The 17506-nt window shown below is 72.7% G+C and carries 16 protein-coding genes; 14 read left to right on the forward strand and 2 right to left on the reverse strand.

Annotated features, from left to right (window positions below):
* The first annotated feature begins 65 nt into the window (after positions 1-65).
* The 4 genes from ACH4PY_RS18505 to ACH4PY_RS18520 all read left to right on the forward strand — a co-directional run bounded on the left by ACH4PY_RS18505 (position 66) and on the right by ACH4PY_RS18520 (position 3875).
* Complete coding sequence (locus ACH4PY_RS18505) at positions 66-656, forward strand: GNAT family N-acetyltransferase (RefSeq protein ID WP_398183235.1); 591 nt, start codon at positions 66-68, stop codon at positions 654-656.
* 22 nt (positions 657-678) lie between these two features.
* Complete coding sequence (locus ACH4PY_RS18510) at positions 679-1203, forward strand: GNAT family N-acetyltransferase (RefSeq protein ID WP_398183239.1); 525 nt, start codon at positions 679-681, stop codon at positions 1201-1203.
* Between the two features lie 138 nt (positions 1204-1341).
* Positions 1342-2586 carry an MFS transporter gene (locus ACH4PY_RS18515; RefSeq protein ID WP_398183242.1) on the forward strand — a complete coding sequence of 415 codons (1245 nt, stop codon included), beginning with the start codon at positions 1342-1344 and terminating at the stop codon, positions 2584-2586.
* 701 nt (positions 2587-3287) lie between these two features.
* Positions 3288-3875, forward strand: a complete 588-nt coding sequence (locus ACH4PY_RS18520) for a hypothetical protein (RefSeq protein ID WP_398183246.1) — start codon at positions 3288-3290, stop codon at positions 3873-3875.
* 187 nt (positions 3876-4062) lie between these two features.
* Here the strand turns inward: ACH4PY_RS18520 and ACH4PY_RS18525 are convergent, their stop codons facing one another.
* Together ACH4PY_RS18525 and ACH4PY_RS18530 are read right to left on the reverse strand one after the other, a co-directional pair.
* A complete protein-coding gene (locus ACH4PY_RS18525) occupies positions 4063-4311 on the reverse strand; it encodes a DUF397 domain-containing protein (protein WP_398183250.1) in 249 nt (82 codons plus the stop codon).
* A complete protein-coding gene (locus ACH4PY_RS18530; protein WP_398183253.1) occupies positions 4308-5159 on the reverse strand; it encodes a Scr1 family TA system antitoxin-like transcriptional regulator in 852 nt (283 codons plus the stop codon). Before ACH4PY_RS18530 ends, ACH4PY_RS18525 begins: the two co-directional genes overlap by 4 nt.
* 159 nt (positions 5160-5318) lie before the next feature.
* Between ACH4PY_RS18530 and ACH4PY_RS18535 the strand changes: the two genes are divergently transcribed.
* The 10 genes from ACH4PY_RS18535 to araA all read left to right on the forward strand — a co-directional run bounded on the left by ACH4PY_RS18535 (position 5319) and on the right by araA (position 17436).
* A complete protein-coding gene (locus ACH4PY_RS18535) occupies positions 5319-5792 on the forward strand; it encodes an ATP-binding protein (protein ID WP_398183256.1) in 474 nt (157 codons plus the stop codon).
* Between the two features lie 76 nt (positions 5793-5868).
* Positions 5869-6948, forward strand: coding sequence for a winged helix DNA-binding domain-containing protein (locus ACH4PY_RS18540; RefSeq protein WP_398183259.1), 1080 nt, complete (start codon positions 5869-5871; stop codon positions 6946-6948).
* A 114-nt stretch (positions 6949-7062) separates the two neighbouring features.
* Positions 7063-7332 (forward strand): hypothetical protein, encoded by a 270-nt coding sequence (locus tag ACH4PY_RS18545; protein WP_398183262.1) that lies wholly within the window; start codon positions 7063-7065, stop codon positions 7330-7332.
* Positions 7325-7945, forward strand: a complete 621-nt coding sequence (locus ACH4PY_RS18550) for a DUF6879 family protein (protein ID WP_398183265.1) — start codon at positions 7325-7327, stop codon at positions 7943-7945. Before ACH4PY_RS18545 ends, ACH4PY_RS18550 begins: the two co-directional genes overlap by 8 nt.
* Positions 7942-10317, forward strand: a complete 2376-nt coding sequence (locus ACH4PY_RS18555; protein WP_398183268.1) for an ATP-binding protein — start codon at positions 7942-7944, stop codon at positions 10315-10317. Before ACH4PY_RS18550 ends, ACH4PY_RS18555 begins: the two co-directional genes overlap by 4 nt.
* 101 nt (positions 10318-10418) lie before the next feature.
* On the forward strand, positions 10419-11615 hold the full coding sequence (locus ACH4PY_RS18560) for a DUF5954 family protein (RefSeq protein WP_398183271.1): 1197 nt from the start codon (positions 10419-10421) through the stop codon (positions 11613-11615).
* A 299-nt stretch (positions 11616-11914) separates the two neighbouring features.
* Positions 11915-13000 carry a LacI family DNA-binding transcriptional regulator gene (locus tag ACH4PY_RS18565; protein ID WP_398183274.1) on the forward strand — a complete coding sequence of 362 codons (1086 nt, stop codon included), beginning with the start codon at positions 11915-11917 and terminating at the stop codon, positions 12998-13000.
* 238 nt (positions 13001-13238) lie between these two features.
* Positions 13239-14909, forward strand: a complete 1671-nt coding sequence (araB, locus tag ACH4PY_RS18570; RefSeq protein WP_398183277.1) for a ribulokinase — start codon at positions 13239-13241, stop codon at positions 14907-14909.
* Positions 14910-15109: 200 nt separating this feature from the next.
* Positions 15110-15916, forward strand: coding sequence for an L-ribulose-5-phosphate 4-epimerase (locus ACH4PY_RS18575; protein ID WP_398183280.1), 807 nt, complete (start codon positions 15110-15112; stop codon positions 15914-15916).
* Positions 15913-17436, forward strand: a complete 1524-nt coding sequence (gene araA / locus ACH4PY_RS18580) for an L-arabinose isomerase (RefSeq protein WP_398183283.1) — start codon at positions 15913-15915, stop codon at positions 17434-17436. The genes ACH4PY_RS18575 and araA overlap by 4 nt, the downstream gene beginning before the upstream one ends.
* Positions 17437-17506 lie beyond the last annotated feature (70 nt).

Raw genomic sequence — 17506 nt, forward strand, 5'->3', positions numbered from 1 at the left:
GACTGCCGGAGCGGGCCGCGCAGAACGCTCCCCGGCTCCCGTGGGTGTGCGCTAGGTTGCCCGCCATGAGCGAAGCCAGGGAGTCCGCGGGCGTCCGGGGAGCGGGGGGAGACGGGGGAGCGGGCGGGGGCGTCGCGTGGCCGCCCGGTCCGATCCGTACCGCGCGGCTCGTCCTGCGGGCATCCGAGGCGCGTGACCGGGCCGCCTTCGTCGAGCTGTTCGCCTCGCCGGAGGTCGGCACGTACGTCGGCGGTGCGCAGCCGCGCGCGGAGCTGGAGCGCACCATGCCCGAGGTGCCCGGCAGGCGGCCCGGCTTCTTCGTGGCCGAGCTGGACGGCGAGACGATCGGCATGACGACCCTCGACGTCCGTGACCCCGCCCGCCCCGGCCACGTCCGCCCCGAACGCGGCGAGCACGAACTGGGCTACATGTTCCTGCCCCACGCCTGGGGCCGCGGCTACGCCACCGAGGCCTGCGCCGCGGCCCTCGCGTGGTTCGCCGCGGCCCACCCCGGCGAGCCCGTCCTCCTCACCGCCCAGACCGCCAACGTCCGCTCCCTGCGCGTCGCGGAGAAGCTCGGCTTCACGGAGGTGGAGCGCTTCCCCGAGTACGGCGCGGAGCAGTGGCTCGGTGTCTGGACCCCGCCGTCCGGCTGAACGCGCGTGCGAGGATCACGGCGTGACCGACCTGCGCTTCCGCCGTGCCGACGCCTCCGACCTGCCCACCCTCGTCCGGCTGCGTGACGACGCCGCCCGCTGGATGCTCACCCGTGGCGTCACCGGCCAGTGGCGTCCCGGCGAGCTGGACGAGGACCACTTCCGCCGCGTCATGTCGCACGGCGAGGTCTGGCTCGCCGAGTCCGGCGGCCGTCCGGCGGGCGCGTGGGAACTGTGGTGGCAGGACGAGGCCGCCTGGGGCCCGCAGCCCCCGGTCGCCGGGTACGTCCACCGGCTCATGGTCGACCGCGCGGCCGCCCGCCCCGGCACGGGCCGCCACCTCCTGCGCGCCGCCGAGTGCCGGGTGACCAAGGCCGGACGCTCCCTCGTCCGTCTCGACTGCCTGGCCTCCAATGCCCGCCTGACCGCCTACTACGCCGCCGACGGCTACCAGGTGGTGGGCCGCAAGGCGGGCAAACCCCAACCGGGCGCCGAGCCGAAGTCGTTCACCCTCCTGGAGAAGCACCTGGGCCCCGGCGGCGCGTAAAGGCCGTGGGGGCAGGGTCGGCGGTTCCGCGACATCACCCTCGCCGGACGAGGGTGATGTCGCCGACCTGCCAGCCTTCCGCGTGCGGGTCCTGCTGCACTCGTCACGAGACGGCAGGCTCCCCACAGGACGGACCCCATGGCCTCGACACCCACTGAGACCTCGACACGCGCCGAGATCCCCGAGACCACCCCGACCACCCCGACCACCGCGGCGATCGGGTGGCTGGCGGTGGTGTCGGTGACGCTGGGAATCTTCTCGATCGTCACGACCGAGATCCTGCCGATCGGTCTGCTCACCGACATCGGCTCCAGCTTCGCCCTCTCCGACGGCACGGCGGGGCTCATGATGACCGTGCCCGGGTTCCTCGCGGCCCTCTCGGCGCCGGTCGTCACCGTGGCGACGGCGCGGGTGGACCGGCGGCTGATGCTGGGCGTGTTCGTGTTCCTGCTGGCCGCGGCGAACTTCCTCGCCGCCGCGGCACCCGGCTTCTGGCTCGTCCTCGTCTCGCGCGTCGTCGTCGGTGTCGTCATCGGCGGCTTCTGGTCGATCGGCGCCGGACTGGCCGAGCGCCTGGTACCGGCCGCGTCGGTCGGGCGTGCCACGTCGGTCATCTTCTCGGCGGTACCGCTCGGTTCGGTGCTCGGCGTACCGGCGGGCACGTTCATCGGGGACCTGGCGGGCTGGCGCACCGCCTTCGTCGTGATGGGTGCCTTCACCGTCGGCGTGCTGGTCCTGCTCGTGCTGGTCGTCCCCCCGCTGCCGCCGCTGCGGACGACCCGTCTGCACGTGCTGCGCGGCATGCTCAAGAACGTCAACACGCGTTTCGCGCTGCTGCTGACCTTCCTGATCGTGCTGGCCCACTTCGGGACCTACACCTACGTCACGCCGTTCCTGGAGCGGGTCACGGGCGCCGACGCGCGGCTGATCACCGTCTTCCTGCTGGTCTACGGCGCCGCGGGAATCGTCGGCAACTTCCTCGCCGGGGCGGTGGTCGTACGCCGCCCCCGGGCCACTCTCGGGCTCGCGGCCGCCATGATCGCGGCGGCCACCCTGCTGCTGCCGGTCCTGGGCCACGGGCGGGCCGGCGCGCTGGCCCTCCTGGTCGTCTGGGGTACGGCCTACGGCGCCGTGCCGGTCGCGTCCCAGACATGGTTCGCCAAGGCGGCCCCGGACGCGCCCGAAGCGGCATCGGTGCTCTTCACGTCCTCCTTCCAGGCGACCATCTCCTTCGGCGCGCTGATCGGCGGAGTCGTGCTCGACCGCACCTCCCCCTCCACCGTCATGACCCTCGGCGGCCTGACCGCCGCACTCACCCTGCTGGCCACCTGGACCCACTCCGCCCGCCGCCACACCTGGCCGACCGGCACCGGAGGGCAGTGAGCGGGCTCCGTTCAGGGCGACTGCTGGATGACCTGCCAGACGACGATGCCGGACGTCTTCTTGTCGGCGGGTGTGTGGATCGCGGTCTCCGGAAGCCCGTCCTTCGCCGTCGTCTCCCCGTGCATCACGACCTTCTTGGAGGGCGTCAGCCTGGCACCGGCCTCCGCGCGGAGGACCTGCGTGGGGAAGGAGACGGTGGGCTGTGCGCTCGGCGAGTGCGAGGCTTCTCCGCCGCCCGAGCCGCCGCCCGAGCCGCCGCCGCAGGCGGCGACGGCAGTGAGTGCCGAGCCTGCTACCAGGGTGGCCCACCAGCGTTGCGGGACCCTCGTGCGTGGCCTCCAGATTCTCCGACGTTGAGGGTTGTCTACCACTGGCAGCCCTCGTGGAGCCGGAGTGCCGGTTCTCACTTGTATCACTTTGTCCACTGTGGTCACGGCGTCATGCAAGGCTTGACCGATCGTGAAAGGGGGGCATGGCCAAGAGTGATGAACCGATGGTGGACAACCCGCAGCGGCAGGCCCTGGAGACGCGCAGTTCTCGGGCATCGACCCGGCGCGGCTGCCCACCACCATCTCGACCCTCGACGCGGACCGCGACCGGCTGCGCTCAAGCGCCACCTCGTACAAGTCGCAGTTCGAGCAGCACGGCCTGGACACCCAGCCGCTGACGAAGTTGCTCGGCACGCCTCGTGGGTCGACGAGATGAACGCCTCCCGGACAGCCCTCGTCGAAACAGCGGTGGGGCTCGCTGCAGGTGGCCCCACCGCCGCCATCGACACGGCGAAAGAGACCGGGCAGGAACTCGCCCTCAGCACGCTGACCGGCTGGATCACCAACACGATGACGGTCAAACCGGACGACGCGCCTCACGACCTCCTGGCGTCGATCAAGGGCGTGGAGGACGCGGACGTCAAACAGGAAGGGACATGGACCGGCGCCATGAACCACGCCGCCGCTGACATGGTCGCCGACGGCTTTCCGCAGCCGACCCTAGTGCCGGTGTCGTTCGGCCTGGAGCACCAGAAGGAGAGAACCTACACAGGAGACCCCTACGGCCAGGTCGGGAAAAACAGCGTGAAGCCACCGCCGCCCGTCTACATTCACGGCCACGGCGCGCCGGACGACTTCGTCCAGGCAATCGCCCGCAACAACGGCGAGGTGGACGTACAGAAGATGACCCCGGCGCAACGCGATGCCTACACGAGGTGGCTGCACGACCCCGCGGTCGTGGCCAAGATGAGCAAGGACGGCCTCTGGACGCAGGCGATCGGCCAGAACGCCAGATCCTAGAACGCTCAGCTTCCCCTCGGCACCTCGACGCCGTAGGACGGTACGTACGCGGTGTCTCTCGCCAGGCGCAGGTCGTAGCCGGTCGCGGTCGCGACCGCGACGCTGCCACTTCGCAATGGCGCCGGGCGCGTTACGCAACGAGGCGGGGCCACGGGACGCCATCCCGTGGCCCCGCCTCGGCAGGGTCTCAGACGGTGTGGGCCTGGGCGAAGCCCAGGAAGTGGGACCACTCGGCGGGGGAGAAGGCGAGTTGGGGGCCTGCCTTGTCCTTGGAGTCCCGGACGTGGACGGTCTCGGGGCAGGACGCGACCTCGACGCAGTCGCCGTCCTGGCTGCCGCTGTAGCTCGACTTGTGCCAGGAGAGGGCGACCTCGATGCAGTTGTCGCCCGAGCTGCCGCTGTAGCTGCTCTTGAACCAGGTGAGGTCGGTGGTCATAGCTCTCCTCGCAGTCGCAACAGCAGGCTCCTGGACTCCTCGGGGGTGAGGGCCTGCGAGCGCAGTTTTGCATACCGCATCTGGAGGATGCTGACCACTTTGGAGTCGGAGATGAGCTGGCCTGTGCTTTGTCCTTCAGCGTAGGCGAGCCACCTGCTGTCGGGCGTCTCCAGCAGCTGGATCGGTCCGCCGATGCCAGGGTGCACTCCCGTGGCAAGGGGCAGTACCTGGATCTCGACGTTGCGCTGCTTGCCGACCTCCAGGAGGTGGTCGATCAGCTCCAGGGTCGCCTCGCGACCACCGGTCTGCCGTAGGAACAGGTGCTCGTCCAGGATGAAGCTGAAGGCTGTGTTCGGGCGTTCGCTGAGCAACTGCCCACGTTCCGCTCGCGCGGCCCACTGGTTGTCGATTTCCTCGTCGCTCAGCGGAGGCAGTCGCTCCTCGAACAGCGCGCGGGCGTACGCCTCGGTCTGGAGCATCCCCGGGATGAAGCGGCACTCGTACACGTGCACATTGACTGCCGTCTTCTCCCTCCGCGCCCACTCGCGGAACCAACTCGCCAAGCCCGGCTGGCGAGCCACATGCCGCAGCGCCTTCCGCAACGCGCCCGTACCGCCGAGGTGGGGCTCGGCCCGTTCCGCGAAGTCGGGGTCCGGCATGCGCCGGCCCTGTTCGATCGAGGCGACCGTGTGCGGGGAGAGGCCGACGTGGGCGCCCAGCTCCTCCCGCGAGAGGCCGGAGAATTCGCGTAAAGCCATGACGACGGCGCCGAACGTCTTCAGGCTGTCCGAGGGCTCGGGCTCACCTCCGCCCGCGAACGTACCGCTGGACGTCACGTTGGCCGTCATAGGCCACCTCCCGCACACTGGACCCCGCAGGGTCACTCCGCTGGAGGACATGCTCACCCTGGGTGATGCGTACTGTCCACAGTTTGTGCACGTACGCTTGCTCAGCGTACGCGGTTCGGTGCTGGGATCGCGGGCGCTGAGCAGGGCACATTGGGCTCCATGACGACTCACGCAGCTCCCCAACTGCCGTGTGCAGAGGGTGAGTTCAGGCAGCAGTTCAGTTCGACCCGGCGCGGGGCGCGGCTCGCGCGGCAGCTCGCGCTCTATCAGCTCAGCACGTGGGGGATCCCGCACACGATGACGGTCTTCGACGCGGCGGAGATCGTCGTGGGGGAGCTGGCGGCGAACGCGGTGACCCACGGGTGCGTGGCCGGGCGGGACTTCGAGGTGATGATGCGGCTGCGCGACGCGACGTTGCGGATCGAGGTGTCCGACACGCGCACCGAGCGGCGGCCGCCGGGGCCGGGGGCGCTCACGCCGCCGCCCGAACTCGGGGAGAGCGGACGCGGGCTGCTGCTCGTGGAGGCGCTCGCGGACCGCTGGTCGGTACGGGACCGGGTGCCGGTCGGCAAGACGGTGCGGGCCGAACTCGACATCCCGCTGCCGCCGGTACGGCCGCGTACCCGGGACTGAGTCCCGAGGCCGCCGGTGGTCCGGGTGGGTAAGGTCGGGCGATCGGCCCAGGCACGTCGTGGGGGAGGCGCAGGGGATGTCCGAGCCGGACCAGCGGCGGATCCGGGAACTGCGCGCCCGTGCGCAGGCCGTGGGCGGCGGCGTGCGGGAGGACAGCCCCGCGGACGTCGTACGACGGGTGTTCGCCGTCCAGGCGCAGGACGCCGGGGCCGCCGCGCTGGGCATCAGGGCGCGCGGCCACGGGATCACCGCGGAGACGGTACGGGCCGCGTACGAGGACGAACGCGGCATCGTCCGGGGCTGGTTCCTGCGCGGGACACTGCACACGGTGCCTGCGGCCGACGCCCGCTGGCTGCTGCGGCTGCTCGCCCCCGGCATCCTCGCCGCGACCGTCCGCCGCTACGGCCAACTCGGCCTGGACGACGTGACGCTGGCCGCCTCCGACGAACTGCTGGGCCGCACCGTGGCGGCACAAGGCCCGCTCACCCGGGCCGAGTTGACGCAAGTCCTGGGCCCGCTCGGCATCCCAGCGAAGAGCCAGGCCCCCTTCCACCTGATCCGGCACGCCGCACTCACCGGCGTCCTCTGCCACGGCCCGCAGCGCGCGGGCGAGGCCACGTACGTCCTGCTCGACGACTGGCTCCCGCCCACCGCCGGGCCCGAGGGAGACGCCGCCGAGGCCGAACTCGCCCGCCGCTACCTCGCCGCCTACGCGCCCGCCACCCCCGAGGACTTCGCCACCTGGTCCGGCCTCCCCGTCACCCGGGCCCGCCGCGCCTGGCAGGCTCTGGCCGCGGAGGGCACCACCACCCCGTACGACGCGACCCTCACCACGCTGGCCGCCGCCCCCGCACCGGAGCCGCCCGCGCCGGGCACCCCCGACGTACGCCTCCTCCCCGCCTACGACGGCTACCTCCTCGGCCACCGCACCCGCGCCACCTCCGTCCCGGCCCCCCACGAATCCCGCGTCTGGCCCGGCGGCGGCATCATCCGCCCCACCGTCCTCGTGGACGGCCTCACCGTCGCCACCTGGACCCGCACCTCCACCAAACCCCTGATCAACGTCGATCCCTTCGCCCCCCTCCCGCCCGAACTCGCCGAGAGCGTGGCCCGCGAGTCGGCGGCGGTGACGGCGTTCCTGCGCCCCGAGGCGTAAGGCATCCCGGGGAACCGGCAGCGGCAATGGCCTGTTCCGGCACGCGCGGACCCCAGCACGGCGAGTAGCATGTTTCACTACAGTCCGTAACTGTTGGGGTGCCAGGAGGCGGTCATGACTCGTGCGTGGGAAGCGGATCCGGCGGCGTTATTCGTCCGACGGCTGGGGAAGTCGGCGGCGGAGACGGGCAATTCGAAGGACGACAACGACTGCCCGGACATCTGGCAGCTGTCCAACGGTGACATCGCCGTCATCGGACGTGACCTCACCTCCGGTTACGCGGGTCGCCTGCCAGACGGTGTGTCGCTCGGCGCGGACGAGCGCCTGGTCGTGATTCCCGGCAACATGCTCAGCGCGGCGAAGGTGGATATCCCTGATGCTTGATCTGTACGTCCCCGAACTGCCCGCCGGACCAGGCGAGTGGCTTACCCGGCTGGAGTACAAGCGGGACTTTGGCGAGCGGCGTGCCGTGGTGCAGAACGGCAACTCGTGGAAGCTGGAGCGACGGCAGCACTTCGAGGAAGTCGATGCCAGCAGGGATGCTCTGAGGCGTGGCGACTGGGCGGAGGCTCTGCGGCTGTTCGAGGCGGATCGGGACGAGGTCCGCGCGGCGGCACAGGCCGAGGCGGCGAAGGGCAACGCCTTCTACCGGCTGCGAGTGGTGGAGGAGCCGCTGACGCCGTACATGCAGTGGGAGCTGCACTGGCTGGCCCTGCGCGCGGAGTGCGGTCACCAAGTGCGCGTGCTTCCGGCCGCGAGCGTGCTGGCAGCCGAAGCGGACGGAATGCTCCCGGAGTTGACGCTCATCGACGGCCGCACGCTCTTCCGGGTCGTCTACACGGACGAGGGCGCCACCGAAGGCGCCGTCCGCTACACCGATCCGGAAATCGTGCGGCCGTGGGAGAACTACCTGCGCGAGCTGTACGGGGCGGCCGAGGACATCCTCACCTATTTCCCCCGCGCGGTCGCGCCGCTTCCTCCACCTCCGGCAGCATGAGCGCGGACAGCGGGGGGACGTCGTCGGAGTCGCACAACGACCTTTCAGGAACGTCCTCGCGCGATGTGGTGCAGGCCGGGAGCGTCACTGGCGGAGTCCACTTCCACCAGGACGCTGGTGGCCGACGCCTGCCGACACCGCGGCAGTTGCCCGCCGGTGTCCACGGTTTCGTCAATCGCAGCGCCGAGCTCGCGGAGCTGGACGCGCTGGTGGCTGACGGGACAGTCGTGTCCCTGCATGTGATCGCCGGGACGGCCGGTGCGGGGAAGACATCGCTGGCGCTGCGGTGGGCGCATCGGGTGAAGGACCGTTTCCCGGACGGGCAGTTGTTCGTCAACCTGCGCGGTTACGACGCCGGCGAGCCGGTCACGGCAGAACAGGCGTTGCGCGGGTTCTTGCGGGCGCTCGGCGTCCCGGCTGCCGAGGTGCCCGGTGATGTGGACGGCGCCGCAGCGCTGTACCGGTCCCTGCTGGCCGAGCGGCGCGTCCTCGTCCTGCTGGACAACGCGGCCACCGCGGGCCAGGTGCGGCCGCTGCTGCCAGGCAGCGGGGACAGCCTGGTACTGGTGACGAGCCGGAGCCGGTTGTCAGGTCTCGCGGTACGGGACGGGGCGCGGCGCATCACGCTGGGCACGCTGCCCGAGCCGGAAGCGGTCGCCCTGCTCCAGGCGGTGACAGCCGCACACCGCTCCGCTGACGACGTGGAGCAGCTCGCCGAACTGGCCCGGCTGTGTGCCAGGTTGCCGCTGGCGCTGCGGATAGCGGCCGAACGTGCCGCCAGCCACCCGCACATGAGGCTGGACGAGTTGATCGCGGACCTGCGGGACGAGTCGGGGCTGTGGGACGCGCTGAGCACCGGAAGTGAAGAAGAGGCCGAGGCCGTACGGACGGTCTTCGCGTGGTCCTACCGCGCGCTGTCCGAGCCCGCCGCCCGGCTCTTCCGGCTGCTCGGCCTCCACCCGGGAGTCGACTTCGGGCTGAACTCCGCCGCCGTCGTGGCCGACCTGAACACGGGGAAGGCCCGGCAACTCCTCGACGACCTCGTGGGCGCCCACCTCCTGGAGCAGACCGCCCCCGACCGCTACCAGTTCCACGACCTGCTGCGCGCCTACGCCACCGACCAGGCCCAGACCGAGGAGTCTCCCGAGGACCGGCTGGCCACGCTCCGCCGCCTCCTCACCTGGTACCTGCACGCCGCCGACACCGCGCAGGACTGGATCTCGCCGAGCGAGGACCATCTCGACCTGCCGCGGCACGCGCTGGACTCCGTTGACCTGCTGACCTTCCCCGACTACAACGCCGCCGTCGACTGGACCGAGCGCGAGCTGGACACGCACTCGCGGATGGTCTCCGGGGCAGCGGGAATCGGCGACGACCGGCTCACCTGGCAGCTCGCCGATACCCTGTGGCAGGCCTGGCCGCCGTCCGCCGCCCGCGCGGACTGGACGGGCATCGGGCACGCCGGGGCCGACGCCGCGGCACGCGAGCAGGAGCCGGTGGTGCGGCTGCGCCTGCTCACCCGGCTCGGCATGGCCTACCGCGGATGCGCCCGCTACGACGACGGCATGGAGTGCCTGCGCCTGGCCCTTGAGCTGGCGCGCACGACACAGCGTCGCTCCGACGAGGCAAGAGTGCGTAACGTCATCGGGCTGATCCACCTCCGGAAGCGCGAACTCAACCTGGCCAGCGCCCAGTTCCGTGAAGCCGCGGCGATCCTGCGCGACCTCGGGGGCCAGCGGCTGCTCGGCAGTGTCCACGCCAACGTGGCCGCCGCCTGCTACCGGGCCGGGGAGCTGACCGAAGCGGCGTCGGCGCTCCGGCTCGCCGAGGACGCCCACCGCGCGTCCGGCGACCGGGGTGGCATCGGGAACGTCCTCCGGCTGCGGGCCGAGTTGCATCTGGCAGCCGGGCGGCGGGACGAGGCCATGGCGGACGCCTGGCAGGCCATGGACATCGCCCTGAGCCTGCGGGACCACACGCTTGAGGCTTATTGGCTCATCACCCTCGGCGACGCCCAGCGCGCCACCTCCGCCCACGGCGACGCCCTCGCCTCCTTCCAGCGCTCGGCGATGCTGCACCGCAGACTCGGTGACCGCAGCCGCGAGGCCCTCGCGTGGCGCGGCACCGCGCTGACGTATGCGGCCACCGGGCGCGGGGAGGAAGCCGCGGGCTTCCTGCGGCAGGCGGCCGCCGCGCACCGTGCGCTCGGGGACGGGTGGGAGGAGGCCGTCGATCTCGACCACCTCGCCGGGCTCGTCGCGGAGGACGACGCCCGCGCGCACCTGGCCCGTGTGCTGGAGCTGATCGCGCCGTACGGCGACCCGCGGGCCGAGGCGCTGCGGGGCCGCGCGCGGGGTGCGGCGGGGGAGTGAGGGTACAGGCTCGGGCCGGGGGCGCACACGGTTGGGGGGTTTGCGGGGGCAGGTGACGGAATCGGGGAGCGGGGCGGTGCCGGGTCGGGCACAGTCTGAGTATGAGCGGTTACGAGGACAGCGTGCCCGCGTATCTGACGGTCCGGATGACCGCCCCCGAGGGGCCGATCGCCGCGCTCGCCGACGAGGAGGCGTGGTACGCCCGGGAGCGGTATCCGGATCTGCTCGGGGCGGGTATGGCCGAGTACTTCTGGGCGCGCGAGTTGGAGACCGGCGGGTGGGAACTCTGCGAGTACGGCGGCAGTTGGCCGCAGCAGGCGCGTGACTCGCTCGGCTCGCACTTCCGGCTGAACGCCCAGCGCGCGGGCAAGGGCGGCGACGCCAACGCCCAACGCCGCTGGTTCGCCGCGGCGTTGCGGATGGACCGCGAGGTCGTCAACGAGGTCTCCGTGCTCGGTGAGCGCTTCCGTATCGTCCGCGCCGCGCACTTCATCCGCTCCGGACCGGCCGGGCCCGAACCGCCGCGGCCCACCGACCCCGACCCCGCGGAGGTCGGGGACGGCCACCGGGTGCCCTCGCGGACCAAGGGCTTCGTCGTCGATCCGCTCACCGGCACGGGCATGTCGGACGGCATCCTCAAGCTCGACCTGCTGCCCATGGCGCCCGTCCTCAGGGACGCCCCCGAGGAGATGAACGACGAGGCCCGCGCCGCCATCCACCGCTACCCCGGGGGTGTGCTGCTGCCCGCCGCCTTCGTCATCTCCGCCCGGGTGAACGGGCGGTGGGGCTTCCACCAGCCCGGCAGCATCTACTCGACCCCGCAGGGCGCGCGCGACTCCCTCGCCTTCTGGCTGCGCGTGATGGAGCCCTTCCAGCAGCGGATGCCGGAGGAGCAGAAGGCGGAGTACGTCGCCGCCGCGGACCGGCTGGACGAGAAGCGGTCCAACGTCGTCACGATCGACGGCCACCGCTTCCGCATCACGCGCGTGGAGCGTCTCGTCCGTATCGGACCCGACGGGCCCGAGCTGCCCCGGCCCTCCGACTACGACCCCGAGGTGCCCGTCGAGGTGCAGACCCGGCAGTTGCGCGAGGAGGGCGTCATCGACGAGGACGGCAACGACCTGCGTCCCGAGCGGCCCGACCCGCGCGCGGACGAGCTGCGCCGGCTGTGGCAGGAGGAGGAAGCCCGGCGCGTCGCCTGGCAGGCCGCCCGCAAACGCGCACGGGCCGCGGCCGCGGGCCCCTCACCCGATCCCGACCCGGACCCGGATCCCACCCCGGACCCCGATCCGGCCTGACCCACCTCGCGACCCGCCGGGACGGCCGCCCCGCCCCGCCCCGCACCCGACCAGGGCCCGCCCCGCGCGAGAAGCCCGTCCCCCGACGGGGCGGCCGCGCCCCCATGACGCGGCCGCCCCAGCCTGTGCGGCCCCCGGCCCCCGGCCCCTACCGAGCAGCGGAGTGCACCGTCGTGCACCGGCCGTACGCCCTCGCCGGGAAGCCCTGCGGCGGACCGCGTCCGCCGGGCCGGGGACATCTCTTGACGGATACCCTGTGAGCGCTAACAATGACAGACCAGCACAGAGATCGGAGAACCATGTCGCAGACCGCGCAGACCACCGGCCAGCCACGCCGGGCGCCGACCATGGCGGACGTCGCCAAGGTCGCCGGCGTGTCGCACCAGACCGTCTCGCGCGTGCTGAGCAACCACCCCAATGTACGGGACACCACCCGCGCCGAGGTGCTGCGGGCCATCGAGCAGCTCGGCTACCGGCGCAATTCGTCGGCCCGCGCGCTGGTGACCCGGCGCACGCTCACGCTCGGCGTCGTCGCGTGCAACCCCACGCTCTTCGGGCCCGCCAGCACCCTGTTCGGGCTGGAGGAGGCCGCGCGGGACGAGGGGTACATGGCCTCGGCGGTCACGCTGCGGCGCTACACCGCCAAGGCGCTGGAGGAGGCGATCGACCACCTCAGCGAGTGGGGCGTCGAGGGCATCGTGGTGATCGTGCCGCACCGCGAGGCCGTGGCCGCGCTCGCCGAACTGCGGCTGCCCTTCCCGGTCGTGACGGTCGAGGGCGGGCACTCGCTGCCGATAGCGGGGGTGTCGGTCGACCAGGAGCTGGGCGCGCGGCTGGTCACCGGCCACCTGCTGGGCGCCGGGCACCGCACGGTGTGGCACGTGGCCGGGCCGCCGAACTGGCTGGAGGCCGAGGCGCGCGTCAAGGGCTGGCGCGAGACGCTGGAGGAGGCCGGGGCCGAGGTGCCGCCGCCGCTGGTGGGGGACTGGACACCGCTGTCGGGCTACCGCGCGGGCCAGGAGCTGGCCGGACGGGTCGCCGCGGGCGCGGCGCGGCGCAACTCCGCCGACGTGACCGCGGTCTTCGTGGCCAATGACCAGATGGCGCTCGGCGTGCTGCGGGCCTTCCGCGAGGCGGGCCTGTCCGTGCCGGGGCAGGTGGCGATCGCGGGCTTCGACGACATCCCGGAGGCCGAGTTCTTCGCGCCACCGCTCACGACCGTACGGCAGGACTTCGCCGCGGTCGGCCAGGCCAGCATCCGCCTGCTGGTCAACCGCCTCGAATCGGGCGGCGGTCCGGGCCCTGCCCCGGGCGCGGACGCCGAGGTCGAGCGCGTGGTGATCGAGCCCCGGCTGATCGTACGGCGCAGCAGCACGTCGCTGTGACGGCGGCGGCGACGCGGACGAGGCCCCCGGCCGCGCGCCTCCGTCCCCGCCCTCGTCCCCGCCCTCGTCCCCGCCGGACCGGCCGCCTCCCGGCCGTCCGTCCGCCCGCCGCACGGCCCGCACCGAACCGCACCCGCCCGTACGACCCGCGCCGCACCGCACGTACGCGGCGCGCGCACCCCGCACTCCCCGCACACGCAGCGGCGACCGCATCCCTCCACCCTCGGGAGATCCGCACATGACGCACACCAGCACGACACCGCCCGCCGACGCGGTCACGGTCGGCATCGACTTCGGGACGCTGTCCGGGCGGGCTCTTGTCGTCGCCGTCGCAGACGGCCGTGAACTGGGCAGCGCCGTCCACGAGTACACGCACGGCGTCGTCGAGTCCGCGCTGCCGGACGGAGGTCCGGCGCTGCCGCCGGACTGGGCGCTGCAGATACCGCAGGACTGGCGGGACGTGCTGCGCTTCGCCGTGCCGCGCGCGCTGGAGGCGGCCGGTGTGCGGGCGGACCAGGTCATCGGCGTGGCGGTCGACTTCACCTCCTGCACGGTCCTGCCGACGACGGCCGACGGCACTCCGCTCAGCGAGCTGCCCGCCTTCGCGGGGCGCCCGCACGCCTACCCCAAGCTGTGGAAGCACCATGCCGCGCAGCCGGAGGCCGACCTCGTCGTCCGGCGCGCGGAGGAGACCGGGCAGCCGTGGCTGGCCCGCTACGGCGGCAAGGTCTCCAGCGAGTGGCAGTACGCCAAGGCCCTGCAACTCCTGCGCGAGGAACCGGAGATCTACGCGGCCGCCGAGCGCTGGATCGAAGCGGCCGACTGGATCGTGTGGCAGCTCACCGGCGCGGAGAACCGCAACCTGTGCACCGCGGGCTACAAGGGCATGTACCAGGACGGCAGTTACCCGGACGAGGACTTCCTCGCCGCCCTCCACCCGGACTTCGCGGGCTTCACCGCCAAGGTGGACCACCCGCTGTCCCAACTCGGCACCAGCGCGGGCACGGTGACCGCGGCCGCGGCCGAACTGACCGGGCTGCGCGAGGGGACGGTCGTCGCGGTCGGCAACGTCGACGCGCATGTCACCAGCGCCGCCGCCCAGGCCCTGGAGCCCGGCCACATGCTGGCCATCATGGGCACCTCGACCTGTCACATCATGAACTCCGCGGTCTTCGCCGAGGTCCCGGGCATGTGCGGGGCGGTGCGCGGCGGTGTGGTGCCGGGGCTGTGGGGCTACGAGGCGGGCCAGTCCGGGGTCGGCGACATCCTCGCGTGGGCGGTGCGCACCACGCTGCCGCACGAGTACGCCGCCGAGGCACGGCGCCGGGGGATCTCCCCGCACGAGCTGCTCACCGAGAAGGCCGCGGCCCAACCGGTCGGCGGGCACGGCCTGATGGCGCTCGACTGGCACAGCGGCAACCGCTCGGTGCTGGTCGACCACCACCTGTCCGGGCTCGTCGTCGGCCTCACGCTCGACACCCGGCCCGAGGACGTCTACCGCGCGCTGATCGAGGCCACGGCCTTCGGTACGCGCACCATCGTCGAGACCTTCGAGCAGTCGGGCGTACCGGTCGCCGACTTCACCGCCGCGGGCGGGCTGCTGAAGAACACCTTCCTGATGCAGACGTACTGCGACGTGCTCAACCGCCCGATCAACGTGCTCGCCTCCGACCAGGGCCCCGCGCTGGGCGCCGCGATCCACGCGGCCGTCGCGGCGGGCGCCTACCCGGGCATCAGGGAGGCCTCGGCCGTCATGGGCCGCATCAAGCGCGCGGCCTACACCCCGGACCCGGTCCGGGCCGCCGCCTACGACCTGCTCTACGCCGAATACCGCACGCTGCACGACCACTTCGGGCGCGGCGGCAGCGCCGTCATGCACCGGCTGCGCGCCCTGCGGACCGCCCGGTGAGACGGCGGAGGCCCGGTTCGGGTCCCGGACCCGGTCCTGGTCACGGAACAGGCCCCGGGTCCGGGCGCGGGGAGCCCGGCCCCGCGCCCTCGCCCGCCCCGGACCCTCGCCGTACGCCCCGCGCGGCCTGCCGACAGCCGGAATGTTAGCGATCACTATTTTCTGTTAGCGCTCACTATTCAGAGACGAGGTACCCCGCCATGAGCAGCAGCAGCCCCCCTCCGGCGCCCGCCGGCGATCCGCTCGACCGGTTGCGGCGCCAGGTCAGCGATCTGCACCAGGAGCTGGTGCGCTACCAGCTCGTCGTCTGGACCGCCGGGAACGTCTCCGCGCGCGTCCCCGGCGCCGACCTGTTCGTGATCAAGCCCAGCGGTGTCGACTACGACGCGCTCACCCCGCAGAACATGATCGTGTGCGACCTGCGAGGGCGCGTCGTCGAGGGCGAGTTGTCGCCGTCCTCGGACACCGCGGCGCACGCGTACGTCTACCGGCACATGCCGGAGGTCGGCGGCGTCGTCCACACCCACTCCACCTACGCGTGCGCGTGGGCGGTGCGCGGCGAGCCCGTGCCGTGCGTCCTGACCGCGATGGCCGACGAGTTCGGCGCCGAGATACCCGTCGGACCCTTCGCGCTCATCGGTGACGACTCGATCGGCCGCGGCATCGTCGAGACCCTGCGCGGCCACCGCTCGCCCGCCGTCCTCATGCAGAGCCACGGCGTCTTCACCGTCGGCAAGGACGCCCGCGCCGCGGTCAAGGCCGCGGTGATGTGCGAGGACGTCGCCCGCACCGTGCACATCTCGCGTCAGCTCGGCACCCCGCTGCCCATCCCGGGCGCCGACATCGACCGCCTGTACGACCGCTACCAGAACGTCTACGGCCAGCAGCCGCCCGCACCGCCCACCGCACCGTCAGACGGCAGGTCCGCCGCACCGTCCGACGGCACGCCCGCCCAGCCCCCCGCCCCCGGGGGCGACCGCCCCGCCGACCGAGGAGTCACCGCATGACAGCCGCGTCCACGCCGCCGCCCGCCGCCGAGCGCGAGGTCTGGTTCCTCACCGGCAGCCAGGGCCTCTACGGGCCCGGCACCCTCGCGCAGGTGGCCGAGCAGTCGCAGGCCATCGCCGCGCGGCTCGCCGCCCTCCCGGGCTCGCCCGCCCGCGTCGTGTGGAAGCCGGTCCTCACCGACTCCGCGGCCATCGTCGCCACCGTCCTCGCCGCCAACGCCGACGACGCGTGCGTCGGCCTGGTCGCCTGGATGCACACCTTCTCGCCCGCGAAGATGTGGATCTCCGGGCTCGACCTGCTGCGCAAGCCGCTGCTCCACCTGCACACCCAGGCCAACGTCGAACTGCCCTGGTCCAGCATCGACATGGACTTCATGAACCTCAACCAGGCCGCCCACGGCGACCGCGAGTTCGGCTACGTGCAGGCCCGGCTCGGGGTGGCCCGCAAGACCGTCGCGGGCCATGTCTCCGACCCGGCGGTGGGTGAGCGCGTCCACGCGTGGATGCGGGCCGCGATCGGCGCCGCCACCCTGCGCACGCTGCGCCTCGCCCGGTTCGGCGACAACATGCGGGACGTCGCCGTCACCGAGGGGGACAAGGTCGAGGCGCAGCTGCGCTTCGGGGTGTCCGTCAACACCTACGGCGTCAACGACCTCGTCGCGGCGGTGGACGGCGCGAGCGACGCCGAGGTCTCCGCGCTCGTCGGGGAGTACGCCGACACCTACCGGCTCGCCCCCGAACTCGCCCCCGGCGGCGACCGGCACGACTCCCTGCGCTACGCCGCCCGGATCGAACTCGGCCTGCGCGGCTTCCTCGACGACGGCGGCTTCGGCGCCTTCACCACCAACTTCGAGGATCTCGGCGGGCTGCGGCAGCTCCCGGGCCTCGCCGTCCAGCGGCTCATGGCCGACGGCTACGGCTTCGGCGGCGAGGGCGACTGGAAGACGTCGACGCTGCTGGCGACCGTCAAGGCGATGGCCGTCGGGCTGCCCGGCGGCACGAGTTTCATGGAGGACTACACCTACCACCTCGTGCCCGGCGAACAGCTCATCCTCGGCGCGCACATGCTGGAGGTGTGCCCCACCATCGCGGCACGGCAGCCGAGTTGCGAGGTCCACCCGCTCGGCATCGGCGGTCGCGAGGACCCGGTGCGGCTCGTCTTCGACGCCGCCCCCGGGCCCGCGGTCGTCGTGGGCCTGGCCGACATGGGCGACCGCTTCCGGCTCGTCGCCAACGCCATCGAGGTCGTGCCGCCCGCCGAGCCGCTGCCCGCGCTGCCCGTCGCCCGCGCGGTGTGGCGCCCGGAACCCGACCTGCGCACCTCCACGGAGGCCTGGCTCACCGCGGGCGGCCCGCACCACACCGTCCTCTCGACGGCGATCGGCCCGGAGGAGCTGGCGGACCTCGCGGACATCCTCGCGACCGAACTCCTCCTGATCGACGCGGACACCTCGCTGCGCCGCTTCACCCAGGAGATCCGCTGGAACCAGGCGTACTTCCGGCTGGCGCGGGGCCTGTAGGCGTCCGCGCCCGCCGCCGGGGCGGCCGCTCCGGGCGCGGCGGCCGTCCCGGAGCGGCCGCCGCGCCCGT

Source organism: Streptomyces sp. NPDC021224 (assembly GCF_044332905.1).
Lineage (GTDB): Bacteria > Actinomycetota > Actinomycetes > Streptomycetales > Streptomycetaceae > Actinacidiphila.